This window comes from Micromonospora sp. CA-248089 (assembly GCF_050948515.1).
GTDB lineage: Bacteria > Actinomycetota > Actinomycetes > Mycobacteriales > Micromonosporaceae > Micromonospora.
In genome coordinates, this window is sequence record NZ_CP192016.1 from 4627867 (window position 1) to 4648363 (window position 20497).

A 20497-nucleotide genomic window follows, 5' to 3' on the forward strand; every position below is an offset into this window, starting at 1 on the left:
GTCAGTCGCGCAGGATCTCCAGCGCGCGGGCCAGGTCGTCCGGGTACTCGCTGACGAACGTCACCTCGTCGCCCGTGCCCGGGTGCGCGAAGCTCAGCGAGCGGGCGTGCAGCCACTGCCGGGCCAGCCCCAGCCGGGCCGACAGCGTCGGGTCCGCGCCGTAGGTCAGGTCACCCACGCAGGGGTGCCGCATGCTGGAGAAGTGCACCCGGATCTGGTGCGTACGCCCGGTCTCCAGCCGCACGTCGAGCAGGCTGGCGGCGGGGAACGCCTCGATCGTGTCGTAGTGGGTGATGCTCGGCTTGCCGCCGGAGACCACGGCCCAGCGGTAGTCGTGGTGCGGGTGCCTGTCGATCGGCGCGTCGATGGTGCCGCTCAGCGGGTCCGGGTGGCCCTGCACCACGGCGTGGTAGCGCTTCTCCACCTCGCGGTACTTGAACGCCCGCTTCAGCGCGGTGTACGCGCGCTCGCTCTTGGCCACCGCCATGATCCCGGTGGTGCCCACGTCGAGCCGGTGCACCACGCCCTGCCGCTCGGCGGCGCCGCTCGTGGAGATCCGGTGGCCGATGCCGGCCAGCCCGCCGATCACCGTGGGGCCGGTCCAGCCCGGGCTGGGGTGGGCCGCCACCCCGACCGGCTTGTCCACCACCACGATGTCGTCGTCGGCGTACACCACGGTCAGGCCGGGCACCGCCTGCGGCACCACAGTCGGCGGTGCCGGCGGCGCGGGCAGCGTGACCTCCAGCCACGAGCCCGCGTTGACCTTGTGCGAGTTGGGCCGGACCACGCCGTCGACGAGCGCGTCGCCGGCGTCGATCAGGCCGGCGGCGGCGGTGCGGGAGAGCCCGAACAGCCGGGACACGGCCTGGTCCAGGCGCATCCCGTCGAGGCCGTCCGGCACGGGCAGGGAGCGGGTGTCGCCGGCGGCGGCGAACGCGGAGGTCACGCGCTCTCCCGCTGCTCGGCCGGGGCGGCGTCGTCGCGCTTCTCGTCGCGCAGCCGGGAGCCGTCGCGCTGGCGGCCGGTCAGCTCCAGGAAGACCGCGAGCACCACGCCGCACACCAGCGAGCTGTCGGCGAGGTTGAACACCGGCCAGACCTGGCCGTACGGGTCGAAGAGGCTGATCATGTCGACCACGTGGCCGACGAAGTGCCCCGGCGCGCGGAAGATCCGGTCGATCAGGTTGCCCAGCGCACCGCCCAGCACCAGGCCCAGCGACACCGCCCAGGGCAGCGAGCGCAGCCGCAACGCCATCCAGGCGATCCACCCGACCACCACGAACGTGATGATCGGGAAGACCCAGGTGTGGTCCGAGCCGATGCTCCAGGCCGCGCCGCTGTTGCGGGTGAGGCTGAGGTAGACCGCGCCACCGAGCAGCGACACCGGTTCCCGGCCGGTCAGCTCGGCGAGCGCGAGCTGCTTCGTGCCGAGATCCGCCAGCAGCGAGAACAGGGACACGCCGAGCAGCAGGCCGACGGCCTTACGGCGAGGCGCGCCGGCGCCCGACTCGGTGGTGCCGGCCCCGGCGGGCGGTGCTGCGGTCATCTGCTCCCCATCGACGTTCGCGACGGTGTGGTCACCGTCTGCCGTACGGCCGCCGGGGAGCGGTGATCAGCGCCGCTCCTCCAGCTGCTTGCACGTCACGCAGAGGGTGGCCGACGGGAACGCGGCGAGCCGCTCCACCGGGATCGGGTTGCCGCACCGCTCGCACCAGCCGTAGCCACCCTCGTCGAGGCGCTCCAGGGCGCGCTCGACCTGCGTGATTCGTTCCTTGATGCTGTTGGCGAGAGAGATCTCCTGCTCCCGCTCGAACGTCTTGGTCCCGGTGTCGGCCTGGTCGTCCCCGGCCGAGTCGGTCAGCCGCTCGCGCTGCAGCTCGGTGATCTCGCTCAGCGTCTGATCGTACTCGGCCGTGAGCTCGTCCCGCCGTGCCGCCAGGGCGGCCCGGATCTTCTCGGTCTCCGCCGCGCTGCGGGTGGCCTTCGCCACCGGCTTGCGACCGGCGGTCCTGGTGTCGGCTGGCTTCGCCATCGTCAGCTCCCTCAGCCGCGCGGAGCGGCGGTCAGCGGTGCGTGGGCGGGGACGCCCACGTCGGCGTCCCCCGCGTACGGAAGGGTGCACGGCGAGCGGCCCGCCGTGCACTCCGGAGGTTGGCAAGAATACGGAACGTACAGGCGTCCGACAACGTGCCGCACCGTAGTCCCACGTATTCGCCCCGGACTGCCATCAATCGGGGCAAAAGGAACGGTAGCAGATCAGCGGGCCGGCTCCTCGCCGTACTCCCCGAACCACCTCGCCAGCCGGCCCCGGCGGCTCACCGCCCGCAGCCGCCGCTCGGTCTCGTCCCGCACCCCGGCGGTGGCCACGATGAGCAGGCTGTCCCCGACCTTGAGCCGGGTGTCCGCGCCCGGCACGAAACCGACGCCGTCGCGCAGCACCAGCGTGACCGCGGCACCGACAGGCAGCCGCAGCTCGTCCACGTGCACCCCGGCCAGCCGCGACCCGGGCGGCACCTCCAACTGGAGCAGATCGGCGCGCATCCGCTCCAGCGGGGCCGTCTCCAGCAGGATCTCGCTCGCCTCGGCCGGTGCGGTCACGCCCAGCCGCCGGGCCGCCCGTGCCAGCGTGCCCGCCTGGAGCAACGTGAAGATCACCACCAGGACGAAGACCGCGTCGAACAGGCGGTCCGCCCCCGGCACGTGCAGCGACAGCGGGATGGTCGCCAGCACCACCGGCACCGCGCCGCGCAGCCCGGCCCAGGACAGGAACAACTGCTCGCGCAGGTTCACCCGGAACGGCAGCGCGGAGATCGCCACCGACAGCGGCCGGGCGAGCAGCAGCAGGGCCAGCCCGGTGATCACGGCCGGCAGCACCGCCGAGTCCAGCCGGCTCGGCGAGACCAGCAGGCCCAGCAGCACGAACAACCCGATCTGGGCCAGCCAGGCCAGCCCGTCGGCGAAACCGAGGATGGCCTGCCGGTGCGGCAGCCGGGAGTTGCCCAGCAGCACGCCCGCGACGTACACGGCGAGGAAACCCGAGGCGTGCAGCACCGAGCCGGCCGCGTACGCGAGCACGGTGAAGCCGACCACCGCGATCGGGTACAGGCCGGCCGACGGCAGCGCGGCCCGGCGCAGCGCGTACCGGCCGGCCAGCCCGGCGCCGACCCCGACCGCCGCGCCCGCGCTCAGCTCGTAGCCGACCAGCAGCACCTCGTACCACCAGGGGTGGGCGACCCCGGCCCCGGCGCGGGACAGCACCAGCACCAGCAGGACGACCGGGGCGTCGTTCACGCCGGACTCCGCCTCCAGCGCGGCGACCAGCCGGGGCGGCAGGCGCAACCGGCGCAGCGTGGCGAACACCGCCGCCGCGTCGGTGGAGGAGAGCACCGCGCCGTAGAGCAGGGCCAGCCGCCAGTCCAGGCCGAGCAGCAGGTGCACGACCACACCGACGACCACGATGCTGACCACCACACCGACGGTGGACAGCGCCGCGGCCAGGCCCAGCACCGGCCGCAACGTGCTCCACCGCGCGGTCAGGCCGCCCTCGGCGATGATCACGATGAGCGCGCAGAAGCCGAGCACCCGGGTCAGCTCGACGTCGTCGAAGCGGATGCCCAGCCCCGCCTCGCCGAGCAGCACCCCCAGCGCCAGGTAGACCAGCAGGCTCGGCACGCCGAGCCGGGTGGAGAACCGCACCGCGCCTACCGCGACCAGCAGCACGGCGGCGCCCACGAGCAACGCGACGTCGAGCCCCGGGGTCATCGCCGGCCGGCCCGACCGGACCTCACGCCGTGCTGCCGTCGCGCAGCCGGCGCAGCACCTCGGGCAGCCCGTCGTGCGGGCGCTCGACCAGGAAGAGCTTGTCGCGGCTGGCGGCGCCGGACCGCAGCGACACGGTCGCCGGCCGGACGCCGAGCGCGTCGGCGAGCGCGCGCCGGGCCGCCTCGGTAGCGCGGCCGTCCACCGCCGGCGCGTGCACCGCGACGACGAGAGCGGGACCGTACGGCCCGTCGAACCGCCCGCCCACCCGGGCACGGGACGCTCCGGGCTTCACCCGCACCGCGACGGTGAGTGTGTCGTCCGCGATCACCATGGTCAGCGCGGCCGGGCCTCGGCGAGCAGGGTGGTGGCGGCGGCGCAGTGCGCACACGGGGTGAAGCCCAGCGCGACCGCCTCGGCGACCGGCAGTGGCTCGTCGTCCCGGCCCACCAGGTGCGGGCAGTCGGGCATGTGGAAGCGGGGGTGGCCGTCGACCACCAGGACCTCGCCGGGCAGCCGGACCAGCCGGGCGACCTCGCCGTCGGAGAGGAGTTCGGCCGGCGGGTCGCCGTCGAACGGCCCGCCCGGTGCGGGCGAGGTGGGCCGGGCGGTCTCCGGCACACGCGGGCCGGGCGGCGAGTAGGGCGCCGCGTCCGCGACGACCGGGTCCGCGTCCACCGGCGCCGCGTACGGCCCGGCGGGCTCGGCGTCGAACGCCGGCGTGTACGGCCCGGCCTCGTACGGCCCCGCGGCCGGTTCGGCCTCGTACGGCCCGGCGGCCGGTTCGGCCGGCGGCGAGTACGCGGCCGGCGGCGGGACGTCGTCCGGTTCGGTCACCGGAGACCCGGGCGGTTGCCGCCACCCGGATCCGCCGGCGCCGACCGTGGACGTGTGGTGCGGGACCGGGCTCACCGGTTCGTCCGGGGACGGGACGGTGTGCGCGGTCCGTACGCGCGGACCGGTCTCCCGGCCGGCCGTGGCCCGCGTCGCGGCGGCCTGGCGGGCGAACGCGACGAAGGCGACGGCGGACAGCAGGCTGGCCGCGATCGAGACGATGAGCAGGAGGCTGGACCCGCCGGCGAGACCGGCGATCAGCAGCACGACCGCGACGAGGATGAGCAGGATGCTGGCGGCTACCACGGCTCACCCCCGGCCGCGTCGTGTCGGTCTGGGCGGTCGGTGGCCGTCACGGGGACGGCCACCGACGCGGGATCAGCGGCCGGACTCGAGCGAGCCCGCGCGGCCACCGCCGTAGGAACCGGCGAGGCCGGCCGCGGCGAGACCGTTGCTGCCGGTGGCACGGGTGCCCTCGGTGCGGTTCATCTCCACCTCGAGACCCTGGCCGCGACCGTCGAGGTCACGCAGCTGGCTCTCCAGGTACGCCTTGAGGCGGGTGCGGTACTCGCGCTCGAACTGCTTGAGCTCCTCGATGTGCTTCTGCAGCGCGGTGCGCTTGGCGTCCAGGCCGCCCATGGCCTCCTGGTGCCGCTGGCGGGCGTCCCGCTCCAGGGCGTCGGCCTTGGCGCGCGCCTCCCGGGTGACCTCCTCGGCCTTCGAACGGGCCTCGGAGAGCAGCTGGTCGGCCTCGCGACGGGCGTCGGAGACGTGGTCGTCGGCGGTGCGCTGGGCCATCATGAGCACCCGCAGCGCCTGCTGCTCGCCGTCAGCGGTCACGCCGGCCGGGCCGCCCTGCGTGCGGACCTGCTCCAGCTCGGCCTGCATCGCGCGGGCCGCCTGCTCGGCGGCCGCCTTGTCGCGCTGCACCCGGTCGAGCTGGGCCTTGACGTCGTTGAGCTCCGCCGCGAGGCGGGCGTCGCCGCCGGGGCCGGCGGGAGCGCCACCCCGACCGCCGCGCTCCACCTGGGCGCGCAGCTCGTTGTTCTCCTCGATCAGACGGGCCAGCTCACGCTCGACCTCGTCCAGGAAGGCGTCAACCTCCTCCTCGTCATACCCCCGCTTGCCGATCGGCGGCTTTTTGAAGGCGACGTTGTGGACGTCGGCCGGGGTCAGCGGCATCGAAACTCCTCGGGTCAGTTGCGGCCGCGAAAGCGCTCTGGTCAGGCAAACGCGAAGATCAGGCGCCTAAACACGAACTCCATCAGCACGAACAGGATAACCAGGAGCACAAGGGAGGCCAGGTCGATGCTCACGGTACCAATTCGCAGTGGTGGGATCACACGCCTCAACGCTCGCAGGGGCGGATCAGTGACGCTCCACACGACTTCCAGTCCCGCCGACGCTCCGCGCCCCGGTTGCCAGCGGCGACCATAGGCCAGCACCGCGCCAAGAACAAATCGCGCCAAAAGGACAATTAGGAAGATGTACAGCAGCAGGTAGAGCACCTGGAACAGGATCGACAACACGGCAGGCGACGTCCCTCGGTCGTGCGGCTCAGCTCAGGCTGAAGAAGCCGCCCTCAGCGATCTTGGCCTTGTCCTCCGCGGTGACCTGGACGTTGGCCGGTGAGAGCAGGAACACCCGGTTGGTCACGCGCTCGATCGTACCGCGCAGACCGAACGCGAGCCCGGCGGCGAAGTCGACGAGCCGGCGGGCGTCCGCCTCGTCCATCTCGGTGAGGTTGATGATCACCGGTACGCCGTCACGGAAGTGCTCGCCGATGGTCCGCGCCTCGCGGTACGTGGTCGGGTGCAGCGTGGTGATCTGGTAGCGCTGCTCGTCCTCCGGCGCCACGCGCTCCCGCTCGCGCGGCTGGGCCTGCGGCGCGAGCGCGAGGTTGTCCCGGGTGTGGTAGCTCAGGGCGCCCGAGGTGTCACCGGCGGAGGACCGGGTGATCGACCGCACGCTGGACCGCTCGGCCCGCTCCGGGCGCTCGCCCTCGGCCCGGTCGGCGTCGACGGCGCGGCTGGAGGCGCGCTCGGACAGCCGGCCACGGTCGCTGAGCCGGCCGCGCGTCGTCGGCGGCTCCTCGGCCTCGTCGTCGTCCTCGTCGGCGAACTCCTCGGCGTACCGGCTCGACCGGTAGCGCGACGAGTCCCGGTAGCCACCCTTGTCGTAGCCACCGTCCTCGTACGCCCGCTCGTCGTCCTCCTCGACGAGACCGAGCCAGACCCCCGCCTTGCGCAGTGCACCCATCCCCGCGCCCTTCCGTCCGCCGTGCGGCACGCGCCCCCGTGCCGTGTCGCTTGATCACGAGTGGACGATCATGCCCACCGGACCGGATCGGCAATCCCCTGACGTGCGGTTCGCGGTCCGCCCGTCACGGCCCCCGGCTACGGGAACGCCGTCCTGAACAACACTGATGTAATTTGCTTCCGTCCTGCTGAGGCTACCGCAGCGCAGGGCGCATTCCGAGCAACGCGCTGCCGACACGGACATGTGTCGCGCCGTACCCGATCGCGCTCTCCAGGTCTCCGCTCATGCCTGCCGACAGCACCGTCGCGTCCGGATGGTCGGCCCGGAGCCGCGCCGCCACCTCGGCCAGCCGGGCGAACGCCCGGTCCGGCTCCCAGCCCAGCGGCGCCACCGCCATCAGGCCCGCCAGGCGCAAGCCGTCGGCGCCGGCCACCGCGGCGGCCACCGGGTCGAGCCCGCGCTGCGGATCGGCCACACCCGGCAGCGCCCCGCCCCGGGCCGGGTCGCCGTCGATGCTCACCTGCACCAGCACGTCCAGCGGCCGGTCCCGGACCGCACCGGCGGCGGTGTCCAGCGCGGCGGCCAGCCGGACGCTGTCCACCGACTGGACCACGTCGGCGTACCGGACCACCGAGCGGGCCTTGTTGCGCTGCAACTGGCCGATGAAGTGCCAGCGCGGCGCGGCCCCGGCGGCGGACACCGCCTCCGCCTTCGGCGCCGCCTCCTGGTCGCGGTTCTCCCCGACGTCGGTCACGCCGAGCCCGGCCAGCGCGACCACGTCCGCCGCCGGGTACGTCTTGGTCACCGCGACCAGTGTGACCTCGTCGCGCTGCCGCCCGGCCGCCGCACAGGCGTCGGCGATGCGGGCCCGGACCCGGGCCAGTCCGGCCGCGAGTTCGGCGCGCCGCTCGGGCCGCACCGCCGTCTGTGACTCCGTCATCGGCGCGGCTCAGGACCCGTTCTTGAGGAAGTCGGGCACGTCGACGTCGTCGAAGAGCACCCGGCGCGACGGCTGCTGCGGCGCCGGCATGGTGGCCGGCGGGCTCACCGGCGCGTTCGGCTGGGCCGGCGGGTTCTGGTTGCTCTTGCGCGGAGGCTCGACCGCCTTGTACGCCGGCGTACCCCCGTCGAAGCCCGCCGCGATCACCGTGACCCGCACCTCGTCGCCGAGCGCGTCGTCGATGACCGCGCCGAAGATGATGTTCGCGTCCGGGTGGGCCGCGTCGGTGACCAGCTGCGCCGCGTCGTTGATCTCGAACAGGCCGAGGTCCGACCCGCCGGCGATGGAGAGCAGCACGCCGCGCGCGCCGTCCATGCTCTGCTCGAGCAGCGGGCTGGAGATGGCCGCCTCGGCCGCCTCGACGGCGCGGTTCTCGCCCCGGGCGCTGCCGATGCCCATGAGCGCGCTGCCGGCGCCGCTCATCACGCTCTTGACGTCGGCGAAATCCAGGTTGATCAGACCCGGCGTGGTGATCAGGTCGGTGATGCCCTGGACACCGGAGAGGAGCACCTGGTCCGCGGTGCGGAACGCGTCCATCATGGAGATGTTGCGGTCGCCGAGCGCGAGCAGCCGGTCGTTCGGGATCACGATGAGCGTGTCGCACTGGTTGCGCAGCTCCTCGATGCCCGCCTCGGCCTGGACCTGCCGGCGCTTGCCCTCGAACGAGAACGGCCGGGTGACCACGCCGATGGTGAGCGCGCCGAGCTTACGGGCGATGTTCGCCACGACCGGCGCGCCGCCGGTGCCGGTGCCGCCGCCCTCGCCGCAGGTCACGAACACCATGTCGGCGCCCTTGAGGACCTCCTCGATCTCGTCGCGGTGGTCCTCGGCGGCGTTCTTGCCGACGTCCGGGTTGGCGCCCGCGCCTAGTCCCCGGGTCAGCTCCCGGCCCACGTCGAGCTTGACGTCGGCGTCGCTCATCAGCAGCGCCTGCGCGTCGGTGTTGATCGCGATGAACTCGACGCCCTTGAGCCCAACCTCGATCATCCGGTTGACGGCGTTGACGCCGCCGCCCCCGATGCCGACGACCTTGATGACCGCCAGGTAGTTGTGCGGAGGTGTCATCTCCGGTCCTTTCCCTTCGAGATTGGCATGGGCCGACCCCACACGGCTTGGCCGGATCAGCGGTCGGACACTCCCCGGTGGCCTCCGACGGTTGAACCCTCACCCTCTACTAGAGGCTTAGAGTTATGTCAACCACTGATCTCTTCGGGGCAACGTATGCGCCGCCGCGCCAGGAGCCAAGGACCTGTTCCGGCGTGTCGCCGACCGAGCGACAGGGGACACAACGCCCGCTCGCTGAGCCGCGGGTCACTCGAACGTGACCACGTCCGGCGCGCTGACGTCGATCCGGTCCGCCTTGCGGCTCAGCAACGCGGTGGCCACGGTGGACTTCTGCGCCCCCCGGGAGGCGTCACCCCAGAAGACCTGACGCTCGCCGCGCAGCAGCAGGGTGATCCGGGCCAGGCCGGCCACGTCCACCGCGACCAGCTCCGCGCGCAGCTTCTCCCCCATCGCGTCGAGCACCGCCAGCCCGGCGCGCGTACCCGGGTCGTCGGGGCCGGGCCGGGCGACCCGGACCTGCGGCAACCCGTCCGGCGCCCGGTCCAGCCGCTGGAAGACCACGCCCGAGCCGTCGACGACCACGAAGCCGTCGCCCTGCGGCACCACCGCCACCGGCGTGCGTTCCCGCACCCGGATCACGAGCGTGCCCGGCCACTCCCGTTCCACGGTGGCGTCCGCCACCGGCGGCAGCGTGCCGACCCGGCGCGCCGTCGCGTCCAGGTCCACCCTGGCCAGCGGCGCGTTGTCCGGCACCGCCGCCGCGTCGCGGATCTGCACCGGGGTGACCAGCCGCGCGCCGACCACCCGTACCTCGCGGACGCCGAACAGGCCGGTGCCGAGCACCGTCCACGCCACCAGGCCCGCGACGGCGAGCACCGCGGCGGCGACCGCCCAGGGCAGCGCGGCCCGCATCCGCCGCTGCCGGGCCCGGGCCATGAACCGGCGGGTCGACGGCGGCACGGCGTCCGCGTTCGCCCGCACGAGCTGCCAGCGCCGGGCCGGGCTGCGCCGCCCCGCCCCGCCGTCCGGTCCGGGGGTACGGCCGCGGGCCGGGCCGGGACTCATCCGGCCGGGGTCGCCGCGCCGTCCGGGTCGACGCCGGCGCCCAGCCCCGCGCCACCGCCGGAGCGGGCGAGCAGGGCGTCGAGCAGCTGGTCACCCATCAGCGAGATGGGCGGCGCGCCCATGGTCACCACCACGTCGCCGGTCCGCGCCCGCCGGGCCACCTCGGCCGGCACGTCGTCCCACGACTCGACGAACACCTTCCGCTCGGCCGGCAGCGACACCTCCTGGATCAGCGCGGCCGAGCCCTCGCCCGGGCGGCGCGTCTCACCGGGGCCGAAGACCTCCAGCAGCACCACCTCGTCGGCGATGCCGAGCGCGGCGGCGATCTCCGCCTGGTTGTCGCGGGTGCGGTAGAGCCGGTACGGCTGGAACACCACGATCAGCCGGCCGTCGCCGGCGACCTCCCGCAGCGTCTGCAACGCCAGCGTCATCGAGGTCGGGTGGTAGGCGTACTCGTCGTAGACCAGCACGCCGTCGGCCACGCCCTTGCGCTCGAAGCGCCGCCGCACGCCCGGGAACGCGCCGAGCGCGGCCTCCGCCGCGGCCACCGGCAGTTCCAGCAGGTACGCGGTGAGCACCGCGGCGGCGCTGTTCAGGGCCATGTGCTTGCCCGGTACGGGCAGCCGGATCTCGCCGAGCGGCCGGCCCTCGATCTCGGCCTGGTAGCGCACCCCGTGCGCGGACGACACGACCTCGCTCATCCGCAGATCCGCGTCGGCGGACTCGCCGTACGTCCAGACCCGGCGCCCCTCGGCGCGCAGCGTCTCGGCCAGCCGGCGCCCGCCCGCGTCGTCGGCGCAGGTGATCACGTGACCGGCCGGGTCGGTGAGCCGGGCGAACTCGGCGAACGCCGCCTCCAGCGTGGCCAGGTCGCCGTAGGTGTTGAGGTGGTCCGCCTCGATGTTCGTGACGACCGACACGAACGGACGGTAGATGAGGAAGGAGCGGTCGCTCTCGTCCGCCTCGACCACGAAGTGCTCGCCGGTGCCGTGGTGCGCGCCGGAACCCACCTCGGAGATCTCGCCGCCGATCACGAACGACGGGTCGGTGCCGGCCTGCTGCAGCACCATGGTGACCATCGACGTGGTGGACGTCTTGCCGTGGGTGCCGGCCACCGCCACCGTGCGGCGGCCGGTCATCGCGGCGGCGAGCGCCTCGGAGCGGTGCAGCACCCGCAGCCCTCGCCGACGCGCCTCGACCATCTCCAGGTGGTCCTGCGGGATGGCCGAGGAGTAGACCACGGTGTCCACGCCGTCGAGGTTGGACGCCTCGTGGGTGGAGTGAATGGTGCCGCCCAGCGCCCGCAGGCCGGCCAGCGACGGCCACTCCCGCAGCTCGCTACCGGAGACCGGCAGACCCCGGGTGAGGAACAGCCGGGCCAGGCCGGCCATCCCGACCCCGCCCACCCCGATCAGGTGGATCCGGCCCAGGTCCTCCGCGGTCATGGTGCCGGCGGGGGTGAACTGCGCGGTGTTCATCAGACGTACCTTCCCGTCGCGGTGTCCCTCATCAGCGGGCCACCGCCTCGTAGACGAAGTTCAGCAACGCCACGTCGCCGTCGCGGCGGCCGTAGCCGGCCGCGGCGTGGCTCATCGCCCAGAGCCGCTGCGGGTCCCGGATCAGCGGGATCACCGTCCGCTCCACCCAGGCCGGGGTCATCTCGGCGTCGTCGACCAGCAGACCGCCACCGGCCTCCACCACGGGCAGCGCGTTGCGCTTCTGCTCCTGGTTGCTGTGCGGGTAGGGCACGTAGACGGTGGGCAGGCCGATCGCGGCCACCTCGGCGCAGGTCATCGCGCCGCCCCGGGCCAGCATCAGGTCGGCCGCGGCGTAGCCCAGTTCCATCTCGGACAGGTACGGCAGCGTGACGTACGGCACCGGCAGGTCGGTGGGGACGGAGACCGGCTCGTTGCGGGCGCCGATGACGTGCAGCACCTGCACGCCGTTGCGGGCCAGTTCCTTCGCGGCGCCGGAGACGGCCAGGTTGATCGAGCGGGCGCCCTGCGAGCCACCGGCGACGAACAGCACCGGCAGGTCGGGGCGGAGTCCGAAGTGGGCGCGCGCGGCGTCCCGCAGCGCGGCCCGGTCCAGCCCGGCGATGCCCCGGCGCAGCGGCACGCCGACCACCCGGGCGTCGCGCAGCGCCTCGGCCTGGGCCGGCTGGTGCGGGAAGCCCACCGCGACGTTCTTGGTGAACTTCATCCCGAGCCGGTTCGCCACGCCCGGCGGCACGTTCACCTCGTGGATGACGATGGGCAGCTCGCGTCGCCACGCGGCCAGGTAACCGGGCACCGAGACGTACCCCCCGAAGCCGACCACGGCGTCGGCCTGGACCTCGTCGATCACCTTGCCCGCCGCGCGCGCCGCCTTCCACATCCGGTCCGGGGTGCGCACCAGGCTCATGTTCACCGACCGGGGCAGCTGGTACGCCGGGATCTGCCGCAGGTCGTAGCCGGCCGGCGGGATCAGCTCGTTCTCCAGCCCCTTCGGTGTGCCCAGACAGGTGATCCGGACGCTCGGGTCGTGTCGGCGCAGGCAGTCGGCGAAGGCGAGCAGCGGGTAGATGTGCCCGCCCGTACCCCCTCCGCAGAGCACCACCGAACGCAGCGGACCCATCAGCGTCTCCTCTCGCTCGCCGCGCCGGAGCGCGCCCGGTCGGACCGGGCGCCGCGGGGCACGGCCTGGTCGTCCTGCCGCCGCTGCCGGGACCGGGGCACGGACCCTCGGTCGGCCGGGGGCGGCGCCGCCGTGCGGCGCCGGCCGGGAAGCGGCGGCAACGGGGCCCACACTAGTCGGACCCATCGGGCGGGCGGACGGGCATGCAGCGCGCGCGCCGCGTCCGGCTCGGCGCGGGCGAACGAGGCGAGCATGCCGATCGCGGCGAGCGTCACCACCAGGGCGCTGCCGCCGTCGGAGATGAACGGCAGCGGTACGCCGGTCAGCGGCAGCAGCCCGGTCACGCCGCCGATGTTGATGACGGCCTGGCCGACCAGCCAGGCGGTCACGCCGGCGGCGGCGAGCCGGCGGAACGGGTCCTCGACCCGGCGGGCGATCCGCATCCCGGTGTACGCCAGCACGGCGAACAGCACCAGGATCACCGTGCAGCCGACCACCCCCAGCTCCTCGGCGAGGATGGCGAAGATGAAGTCGTTGTGCGCCTCGGGCAGCCAGCCGTACTTGAAGCTGCTCTGGCCCAGGCCGACGCCGAACCAGCCGCCGTTGCCGATCGCGTAGCGGGCCTGCACGAGCTGGTAGCAGTAGTCCAGCTCCTGTTCGAAGCAGGTCCGCGGGGAGGGCGGGTCGAGCCACATCGTGAGGCGGCCGAGCCGGTAGTTGTCGGCGCCCCGAGAGCCGGAGCCGGCGCCGAGCGAGGCCGCTGCCACCAGGAGGCCGACGCCGGCCAGGCCGATCGCGGTGAGCGCGGCGAAGACCCGGGTCCGCACGCCCGCCGCCCAGAGCATCCCGACCACCAGCGCGAGCAGGCAGAGCATGCTGCCCAGGTCGTTGTAGCCGACGAGTACGAACAGCAGGGCGACCACCGGGAACAGCGGCGTGGCCAGTTCCTTCCACCAGCCGAGTGCCGCGCCCTTGCGGGCCAGCACGTGCGCACCCCACAGCACCAGCGCGAACTTCGCCACCTCGACCGGCTGCACGGAGATCGGGCCGAGGTAGAGCCAGAGCAGCTGCGCCTTCAACGGCCCGATCGACGTCACCCCGAACAGCGAGTTCAGAGCCACCAGCAGGTTGAGCAGGAGCAGCAGCGCCACCGCCACACCCAGCGCCAGACGGCTGACCGCCCGGAACGTACGTGCGGGCAGCCGCTGACAGGCCCAGAACGCACCGATGCCGATCACCGCGAAGACGGTCTGCTTGGTGAGCGACGCCGCCGCGTCGCCGTCCATGACGTAGTCCCGCACGCTGGTCGCGGAGAAGACCATGGTGAGGCCGATCAGCAGCAGCAGGCCGGCGCTGGACAGCAGCAGGTAGTAGGAGGCCAGCGGCCGGGCCAGCAGGCCACGCAGCGCGGCCAGGCCACCCGCCGGGTCCCAGCGCGCCTCCGGCGGGTCGGCCGGTGGCGTGGCCGCCGGCGCACGACGGGCCGGCGGGTCGCTGGTCACCTGGATGTCTCGTCCCTCCCCCACAGGCCCATCATGGCCGCTCGACCCGCCCGCCCGTGGCGCAACCGCCCGGTCGGCGTGTCGGATCTGAAGGAAGGGCCCCTTATTAACAGACGTCTGTTAATAAGGGGCCCTTCCTTACACCTAGCTCACCGCGGCGAGGAACTCGCTGTAGAACAGGCCCAGCGCGATGGCCACGCCGATACCGGCGATGATCCAGAACCGGACCACGATGTTGACCTCGCTCCAGCCCGCAAGCTCGAAGTGGTGCTGCAGCGGCGACATCCGGAACACCCGCTTGCCGGTGGTGCGGAAGGAGATGATCTGGATGACCACGGACATCGTGATGATCACGAACAGGCCGCCCAGGATCGGCAGCAGCAGGATGGTGCGGGTGGACATCGCCATGCCGGCGATCAGGCCGCCCAGCCCGAGCGCGCCGGTGTCACCCATGAAGATCCGCGCCGGGGACGTGTTCCACCACAGGAAGCCCACGCAGGCACCGGCCGCCGCGCCCGCGATCAGCGCGATCTCCAGCGGGTCGCGCACCGTGTAGCAGTACGACTCGGTGTAGTTCGGGTCGGCGCACCAGTGCCGGTACTGCCAGAACGCGATCAGCGCGTACGCCGCCAGCACCATCACCGAGGCGCCGGTGGCCAGGCCGTCGAGACCGTCGGTGAGGTTGACGCCGTTGGTGGCCGCCATGACCACCATGATGATGACGATCACCGCGCCGACCTTGCCGATCTCCAGCGCCGGGATGTCCCGGATGAAGCTCAGCGTGGTGCTGCCCACCGTCTCGGTGTTCGTCGCGTTGCCGCCGGCGTCGGTCATGCTCGACGGGAAGTAGACGGCCACCGCGCCGAACACGGCACCGACCAGGATCTGCCCGGCCAGCTTGCCCCGCTTGTTGAGGCCGCCGCTGTGCCGCTTGCGGACCTTCAGGAAGTCGTCGATGAAGCCGACCGCGCCGGAGAACACCATCAGCCCCAGCAGCACCAGCGCCGTGATCGTCGGCTCGACCTGGGCGATCTGCGCGTCCGGCAGCGTGGTCAGGGCCAGGTGCCCGGCGACGTACGCGATGACGGTGGCCAGGATGAAGACCACGCCGCCCATCGTCGGCGTGCCCTTCTTGCCCTCGTTGCTGGCGAGCCCGAGGTTCGATCGGATCGGCTGGCCGGCCTTCAGCCGGGCGAACACCTTGATCGCGATCGGCGTGCAGAACAGCGAGATCAGGAACGCGACGCCGATGGCGACGATGACCGCCCTCATGCGGCGCCGCCCTCCGTCGCACCCTCCCGGGTGTCCGCGCGCAGCGCGTCGGCCACCTCCCAGGTCCGGTACCGGGAGCCCTTCACCAGCACCACGTCTCCCGGACGCAGCTCGCTCCGCAGCACCTCGACGGCCGCCGCCTGATCGGTGAGCAGCACCGACTCTCCTCCCCAATTGCCTACCGCTGTCGCGCCCTCGTGGATCGGCGCCGCCGGCTCACCCACCACGAGCAGCCGGTCCACTCCCAGTTCGGCCGCGAGCCGGCCGACCTGCTGATGCCCCTCCCGTTCGAAGTCACCCAGCTCGGCCATGAAGCCGAGCACCGCGACGGTACGCCCGTCGCCGCGCATGCTCGCCAATGCCCGCAGCGCCACGCCGGTGGAGGCCGGGTTGGCGTTGTACGAGTCGTCGATCACGGTCACCCCGTCGGGGCGTTCGAAGACGTCCATCCGCCGGGTCGAGACCAGGCCCAGCTCGTTCAGCGCCGCCGCCAGCTCGGGCAGCGGCAGGCCCAGCTCCCGGCCGACCGCCGCGGCGGCGAGCGAGTTGGAGACCTGGTGCCGACCGGTCAGCCCGAGCCGTACCGGCGCGCTGCCCTCCGGGGTGACCAGGGTGTACGAGGGCCGTCCCCGGCCGTCGAGCGTCACGTCCACGCCGCGCACGTCGGCCCGCTCCGACTCGCCGTAGCGCACCACCCGGGCCCGGGTACGCGACGCCATCGCGTCGACCCGCGGGTCGTCGGCGTTGAGCACCGCCAGCCCGTCTTCGGGCAGCGCCTCGACCAGCTCCCCCTTGGCGAGCGCGATGGTCTCCACCGAGCCGAACTCGCCCAGGTGCGCCACGCCGACGTTGAGCACCACGGAGATCCGCGGCGGCACCACGTCGCACAGGTAGCGGACGTGCCCGACCCCGCGGGCGCCCTTCTCCATCACCAGGTAGCGGGTCTCCGGGGTGGCCTGCAGCGCCGTGTACGGGTGCCCCAGCTCGTTGTTGAACGAGCCGGGCGGCGCCACGGTCGGGCCGAGCCGGACCGCGAGCTGGGCGATCAGGTCCTTGGTGGTGGTCTTGCCGGACGAGCCGGTCAGCCCGATCACGGTCAGCCCGGGCAGCCGGTCGACGACGGCGCGGGCCAGCCGGCCCATCGCGTCGAGCGCGTCGCCGACGAGCACCATCGGCACGCCCGGCAGCTCCCGGGTGCCGAGCACCGCCACCGCGCCGGCCGAGACCGCGCCGGCCGCGTAGTCGTGGCCGTCGACGTGCTCGCCGGGGAAGGCGACGAACAGCCCGCCCTGGTTCACCTTGCGGGAGTCGAACTCGACGGTGCCGGTGACCCGGGCGTCCGGGTCGGCGCCGGCCAGCCGGCCGTCGACGGCCGCGGCCACCTCGGCCAGCGTCAGCGGGATCACCGCTGACCCACCAGGTCACCGAAGCGGGCGCGCAGCGCCGTCGCCAGCTCCACCCGGTCGTCGAACGGCAGCACCTCGCCGCCGATCTCCTGGCCGCGTTCCTGGCCCTTGCCCAGCACCGCCACCACGTCACCCGGTTCGGCCACCCGGACCGCCTCCTCGATCGCCGCCCGCCGCCCGGGCACCTCGATGACGCGGGCCGGGGTCGCGGCGGCGTACGCGCCGGCCAGCACCTCGGCCCGGATCGCGGCCGGGTCCTCGGTCCGCGGGTTGTCGTCGGTCACCAGCACCACGTCGGCGCCGCGCGTGGCCACGCCGCCCATCACCGGCCGCTTGCCCCGGTCCCGGTCGCCGCCGGCGCCCAGCACGCAGATCAACCGGCCCTCGGTCAGGCCGCGCAGCGCGGTCAGGACCGCCTCGATCGCGTTGGCCTTGTGCGCGTAGTCGACCACCCCGCGTACCGGGGCGTCGCCGCTGACCAGTTCCAGCCGGCCGGGCACACCGCCGCAGGCGGCCACGCCGCGCGCCGCGGTCTCCGGGTCCACTCCGACGGCGACCAGCAGGGCGACCGCCAAAAGCGCGTTCGCCACGTTGTGCCGGCCGGGCAGCGCCACGCCGGTCGGGAGCGTCAGCCCGTCCGGCCCGTGCAGCGTGAACCGCTGCGCGTAGCCCTCGCCGTCGATCCCGTCGGCCCACCAGGTCGCACCGGCGTCGCCGGCCGCCGAGTACGTGACGGTGCCCGGCTTGTGCAGCGGACGCAACGCGGGGTCGTCGTGGTTGAGCACCTCGACCCGGCAGCGGCCGTCGAACAGCTTGGCCTTGGCCGCGAAGTAGTCCGCCTCGTCGGCGTGGAAGTCCAGGTGGTCGGAGCCGAAGTTGGTGTAGCCGCCGACGTCGAACCGGACGCCGCCGACCCGGCCCATGGCGAGGGCGTGGCTGGACACCTCCATCACCACGGTGTCCACCCCGTGTTCACGGGCCACCGCGAGCATGGCGTGCAGGTCGGTGGCCTCCGGGGTGGTCCGGACACTGTCGATCACCAGGTCGCCGAGGCGGGTCTCCACGGTGCCGATCAGCCCGGTGACGTGCCCGGCGGCGCGCAGTCCCGACTCGACCAGGTAGCTGGTGGAGGTCTTGCCGGCGGTGCCGGTCACCCCGATCACCGTCAGTCCGGCGGTCGGGTCGCCGTAGACGGTCGCGGCCACCTCGCCGAGCGCGTCGCGCGGGTCGTCGACGACGAGCACGGGAAGGCCGGTCCCGGCGGCCAGCGCCACGCCGGCCGGGTCGGTCAGCAGGGCCACCGCGCCCGCCGCCGCCGCGGCGGCGGCGAACTCCGCGCCGTGGCGCCGGGCACCGGGCAGGGCGGCGTACAGGTCGCCGGGGCGTACCTCCTGGCTGGCGTGGGTCACGCCGGTGACGGCCAGTTCGGCGGCCTCCTCCGGCGGGGTCGCCGCGACGCAGGCGGCGAGGTCGCCGAGCCGTACGGGACGCACGGTTGTGGGACGTGGATTGCCGGGCACGGCGTCAGACCCTACCCGGTCGTCCGGTTCCGACCGCACAGCCGCCCCGGTGGTTCGTCGCCACTCACCGATGATGTCCCGCCACCCCCGCTCAGCGCGGAAAGACCTCGAACTTCGGGGACTTGTTGGTCAGCGACGGCGGCACCCGGTAGTGGCGGAGAGTGAAGCCCATCATCTCCCGGAACGCGGGCGCGGCGACCGCGCCGCCCCCGCCGCCGGGGCTCCACACGAACACCGCGACCACGTACCGGGGGTTCTCCGCCGGGGCCATGCCGATGAACGACCCGACCTCGCCGGGCTGCTGCTTGCCGCCGTCGTAGCGCAGGCCGGTGCCGGTCTTGCCGGCCACCCGGTAGCCGGGCACGGCCGCGGCCAGCCCGGTCGCCTGACCGTCCGGGCCGTCGACGGTGGTGACCGCCTCCATCATCCGGCGCAGCGCCGCCGCGTTGGCCGGGCTGAGCACCGAGCGCGTGGTGGGCGCGGCGGCGGGGCTGCGCTCGCCGTCCGCGCCGATCGTCTCCTTGACCAGGTGCGGCTGCACGTACGTGCCGTTGTTGGCGATGGTGGCGTACGCGGCGGCCATCTGCAGCGGCGTGGCGTCCACGCTGTGCCCGATCGGCACCGACCCGTACGCCGAGCCGCTCCACTGGTCGGGCGGCAGCAGCCGTCCGGCCGCCTCGCCCGGCATGCCCTCGCCCGTCACCTGGCCCAGCCCGAACCGCTTCTGGTAGTCGAAGAGCCGTTCCTTGCCGAGCTTCTCGCCGATCTCGATGGTGCCGACGTTCGAGGAGAAGGCGAGCATGCCGGGGATGCTCATGGTGCGGCCGTCGACCGGGTGGGTGTCGCGGAAGGTGACCCCGCCCCTGTCGATCGTGTTGGCGACCGGGAACGCGGTGTCCGGGGTGATCACGCCCTCCTGGAGCGCGGCGCCGAAGGTGATCGCCTTGTGGATCGAGCCCGGGTCGACGACGAACGTGGTGGCCGCGTCGTCCCGGTCCGACGGCGAGGCGACCTTCGTGGGGTTGGCCGCGTCGTACGTCGGCTGGCTGGCCTGGGCCAGCACCTCGCCGCTCGGCACCTCGATGATCACCGCGGCGCCGACGCTGCCCTTCACCTTGGCCGTCTGCTTGGCCAGGATCCGCTGCGTCATGAACTGCAGGTCCCGGTCGACGGTGAGCTTCAGAGAGCTGCCCGGCTGCGGCTGGGTGGTGCGGCTGTAGCCGCCCGGGATGGGCGCGGCCAGGTCACCGAGGCCCACCTCGTAGGTCCGCTTGCCGGCCTGCCCGCGCAGCACGTCGTCGTACTTGGCCTCCAGCCCCTCCAGGCCGTTCATGTCCTGGCTGACGAAGCCGATCAGGTTGGCGGCCAGGTCACCGCCGGGCACCTCGCGCCGCTCGTCGCGGTGCACGTTGATGCCGGCCAGGTCGAGCGCCATGATCCGCTTGGCGGTGGCGATCTCCACACCGCGGGCCAGGTAGACGAACTGCAACGGGGTGTCGGTGCCGGGCAGGGTGCGCTTGCGCATCTTCTCGGCCAGGTCGGACACGGGCACGCCGAGCAGCGGGGAGAGCAGACGCGCGGTGGCGAACCGGTCCTTGACCCGGGTCGGGTCGGCGAACACGTACCGGGCCTCGACGCTGTGCGCCAGCGGCTCGCCGTCGCGGTCGAGGATCGCCCCGCGCGGGGCCGGCAGCTCGACCACGGCGAGCCGGTTGGGCAGGCCACCGTCGGCGTACGCCGGGGTGTCCACGGTCTGGAGGTAGACCAGCCGCACGCCGATGCTGGCGAACAACGCCAGCGCCAGCACCGTGCCGAGCCGCAGGCGCCGGCGCGGGTCGCCGAGTCGCGGCGGCCGGCGCGGCTTGCGGACCGGCCGGCGGGGCTGCGCATCCGGGCGGCGCGGCTGGGACCGGCGGCGTGGCGGCGGCGCGTCCTCCTCGTCGTCGAACGGCTCCCGCACCGGCCGGGACGAGACGGTCCGCACCACGCCGGCCCGGCCGCCCGCGGCGGTGGACCGGCGGCCGGCCCGGGCGCCGTCGGTCGCCGGCTCCCGCGTGCCGGCACGCCCGGCCCGGCCGCCGTCGAGCACCTGCAACGCGGGCCGGAACGGGTCGCCGGACCGGTTGCTGCGGGGGTACGCCGTTGCTCGGCGCCGCCGCCCTCGCGCACGGTCCGGCCGCGCGGCGTGTACGCCCGGGCG

At 73.7% G+C, this 20497-nt stretch carries 19 protein-coding genes; all 19 read right to left on the reverse strand.

The window, feature by feature from the left end; genetic code table 11:
• Position 1 precedes the first annotated feature (1 nt).
• Positions 2-946 carry an RluA family pseudouridine synthase gene (locus ACQP26_RS21605; protein WP_433493847.1) on the reverse strand — a complete coding sequence of 315 codons (945 nt, stop codon included), beginning with the start codon at positions 944-946 and terminating at the stop codon, positions 2-4.
• Positions 943-1545, reverse strand: coding sequence for a signal peptidase II (gene lspA, locus ACQP26_RS21610; RefSeq protein ID WP_269704904.1), 603 nt, complete (start codon positions 1543-1545; stop codon positions 943-945). The genes ACQP26_RS21605 and lspA overlap by 4 nt, the downstream gene beginning before the upstream one ends.
• Positions 1546-1611: 66 nt before the next feature.
• A complete protein-coding gene (locus ACQP26_RS21615) occupies positions 1612-2031 on the reverse strand; it encodes a TraR/DksA family transcriptional regulator (protein WP_269704903.1) in 420 nt (139 codons plus the stop codon).
• A gap of 224 nt (positions 2032-2255) precedes the next feature.
• On the reverse strand, positions 2256-3761 hold the full coding sequence (locus ACQP26_RS21620) for a potassium/proton antiporter (RefSeq protein WP_433493848.1): 1506 nt from the start codon (positions 3759-3761) through the stop codon (positions 2256-2258).
• Between the two features lie 22 nt (positions 3762-3783).
• Positions 3784-4092 carry a DUF167 domain-containing protein gene (locus tag ACQP26_RS21625; RefSeq protein WP_433493849.1) on the reverse strand — a complete coding sequence of 103 codons (309 nt, stop codon included), beginning with the start codon at positions 4090-4092 and terminating at the stop codon, positions 3784-3786.
• Positions 4093-4094: 2 nt separating this feature from the next.
• Positions 4095-4898: a hypothetical protein gene (locus ACQP26_RS21630; RefSeq protein ID WP_433493850.1), complete on the reverse strand. Its 804-nt coding sequence runs from the start codon at positions 4896-4898 to the stop codon at positions 4095-4097.
• Between the two features lie 72 nt (positions 4899-4970).
• Positions 4971-5774 (reverse strand): DivIVA domain-containing protein, encoded by an 804-nt coding sequence (locus tag ACQP26_RS21635; RefSeq protein WP_269704900.1) that lies wholly within the window; start codon positions 5772-5774, stop codon positions 4971-4973.
• Between the two features lie 41 nt (positions 5775-5815).
• Positions 5816-6121, reverse strand: coding sequence for a YggT family protein (locus ACQP26_RS21640; protein WP_013287596.1), 306 nt, complete (start codon positions 6119-6121; stop codon positions 5816-5818).
• Between the two features lie 28 nt (positions 6122-6149).
• Positions 6150-6851: a cell division protein SepF gene (locus ACQP26_RS21645; protein WP_269704899.1), complete on the reverse strand. Its 702-nt coding sequence runs from the start codon at positions 6849-6851 to the stop codon at positions 6150-6152.
• A gap of 193 nt (positions 6852-7044) precedes the next feature.
• Positions 7045-7791, reverse strand: a complete 747-nt coding sequence (locus ACQP26_RS21650) for a YggS family pyridoxal phosphate-dependent enzyme (RefSeq protein WP_269704898.1) — start codon at positions 7789-7791, stop codon at positions 7045-7047.
• 9 nt (positions 7792-7800) lie between these two features.
• Positions 7801-8916: a cell division protein FtsZ gene (gene ftsZ, locus ACQP26_RS21655; RefSeq protein WP_135241281.1), complete on the reverse strand. Its 1116-nt coding sequence runs from the start codon at positions 8914-8916 to the stop codon at positions 7801-7803.
• Between the two features lie 246 nt (positions 8917-9162).
• Entirely contained in the window at positions 9163-9981 is an 819-nt protein-coding gene (locus ACQP26_RS21660; RefSeq protein ID WP_269704897.1) for a cell division protein FtsQ/DivIB, read from the reverse strand.
• Positions 9978-11459, reverse strand: coding sequence for a UDP-N-acetylmuramate--L-alanine ligase (gene murC / locus ACQP26_RS21665; protein ID WP_433493851.1), 1482 nt, complete (start codon positions 11457-11459; stop codon positions 9978-9980). The genes ACQP26_RS21660 and murC overlap by 4 nt, the downstream gene beginning before the upstream one ends.
• Positions 11460-11490: 31 nt before the next feature.
• Positions 11491-12597, reverse strand: a complete 1107-nt coding sequence (gene murG / locus ACQP26_RS21670) for an undecaprenyldiphospho-muramoylpentapeptide beta-N-acetylglucosaminyltransferase (protein ID WP_073831006.1) — start codon at positions 12595-12597, stop codon at positions 11491-11493.
• Positions 12597-14012 carry an FtsW/RodA/SpoVE family cell cycle protein gene (locus ACQP26_RS21675; protein ID WP_433496177.1) on the reverse strand — a complete coding sequence of 472 codons (1416 nt, stop codon included), beginning with the start codon at positions 14010-14012 and terminating at the stop codon, positions 12597-12599. The genes murG and ACQP26_RS21675 overlap by 1 nt, the downstream gene beginning before the upstream one ends.
• 231 nt (positions 14013-14243) lie before the next feature.
• Positions 14244-15371: a phospho-N-acetylmuramoyl-pentapeptide-transferase gene (gene mraY, locus ACQP26_RS21680; protein WP_047893347.1), complete on the reverse strand. Its 1128-nt coding sequence runs from the start codon at positions 15369-15371 to the stop codon at positions 14244-14246.
• Entirely contained in the window at positions 15368-16777 is a 1410-nt protein-coding gene (locus ACQP26_RS21685; RefSeq protein ID WP_433493852.1) for a UDP-N-acetylmuramoyl-tripeptide--D-alanyl-D-alanine ligase, read from the reverse strand. Before ACQP26_RS21685 ends, mraY begins: the two co-directional genes overlap by 4 nt.
• The gene (locus tag ACQP26_RS21690; protein WP_433493853.1) at positions 16774-18336 is read right to left on the reverse strand and encodes a UDP-N-acetylmuramoyl-L-alanyl-D-glutamate--2,6-diaminopimelate ligase; all 1563 of its coding nucleotides are present in this window, start codon (positions 18334-18336) and stop codon (positions 16774-16776) included. The genes ACQP26_RS21685 and ACQP26_RS21690 overlap by 4 nt, the downstream gene beginning before the upstream one ends.
• Before the next feature lie 52 nt (positions 18337-18388).
• A complete protein-coding gene (locus ACQP26_RS21695; protein WP_433496178.1) occupies positions 18389-20386 on the reverse strand; it encodes a peptidoglycan D,D-transpeptidase FtsI family protein in 1998 nt (665 codons plus the stop codon).
• Positions 20387-20497: the final 111 nt, after the last annotated feature.

Bases quoted from the DNA above. Each gene is read 5' to 3' on its own strand.
- lspA (WP_269704904.1), bottom strand. From the start codon at position 1,545: ATGACCGCAGCACCGCCCGCCGGGGCCGGCACCACCGAGTCGGGCGCC.
- ACQP26_RS21615 (WP_269704903.1), bottom strand. From the start codon at position 2,031: ATGGCGAAGCCAGCCGACACCAGGACCGCCGGTCGCAAGCCGGTGGCG.
- ACQP26_RS21620 (WP_433493848.1), bottom strand. From the start codon at position 3,761: ATGACCCCGGGGCTCGACGTCGCGTTGCTCGTGGGCGCCGCCGTGCTG.
- ACQP26_RS21625 (WP_433493849.1), bottom strand. From the start codon at position 4,092: ATGGTGATCGCGGACGACACACTCACCGTCGCGGTGCGGGTGAAGCCC.
- ACQP26_RS21635 (WP_269704900.1), bottom strand. From the start codon at position 5,774: ATGCCGCTGACCCCGGCCGACGTCCACAACGTCGCCTTCAAAAAGCCG.
- ACQP26_RS21645 (WP_269704899.1), bottom strand. From the start codon at position 6,851: ATGGGTGCACTGCGCAAGGCGGGGGTCTGGCTCGGTCTCGTCGAGGAG.
- ACQP26_RS21650 (WP_269704898.1), bottom strand. From the start codon at position 7,791: ATGACGGAGTCACAGACGGCGGTGCGGCCCGAGCGGCGCGCCGAACTC.
- ftsZ (WP_135241281.1), bottom strand. From the start codon at position 8,916: ATGACACCTCCGCACAACTACCTGGCGGTCATCAAGGTCGTCGGCATC.
- ACQP26_RS21660 (WP_269704897.1), bottom strand. From the start codon at position 9,981: ATGAGTCCCGGCCCGGCCCGCGGCCGTACCCCCGGACCGGACGGCGGG.
- murC (WP_433493851.1), bottom strand. From the start codon at position 11,459: ATGAACACCGCGCAGTTCACCCCCGCCGGCACCATGACCGCGGAGGAC.
- murG (WP_073831006.1), bottom strand. From the start codon at position 12,597: ATGGGTCCGCTGCGTTCGGTGGTGCTCTGCGGAGGGGGTACGGGCGGG.
- mraY (WP_047893347.1), bottom strand. From the start codon at position 15,371: ATGAGGGCGGTCATCGTCGCCATCGGCGTCGCGTTCCTGATCTCGCTG.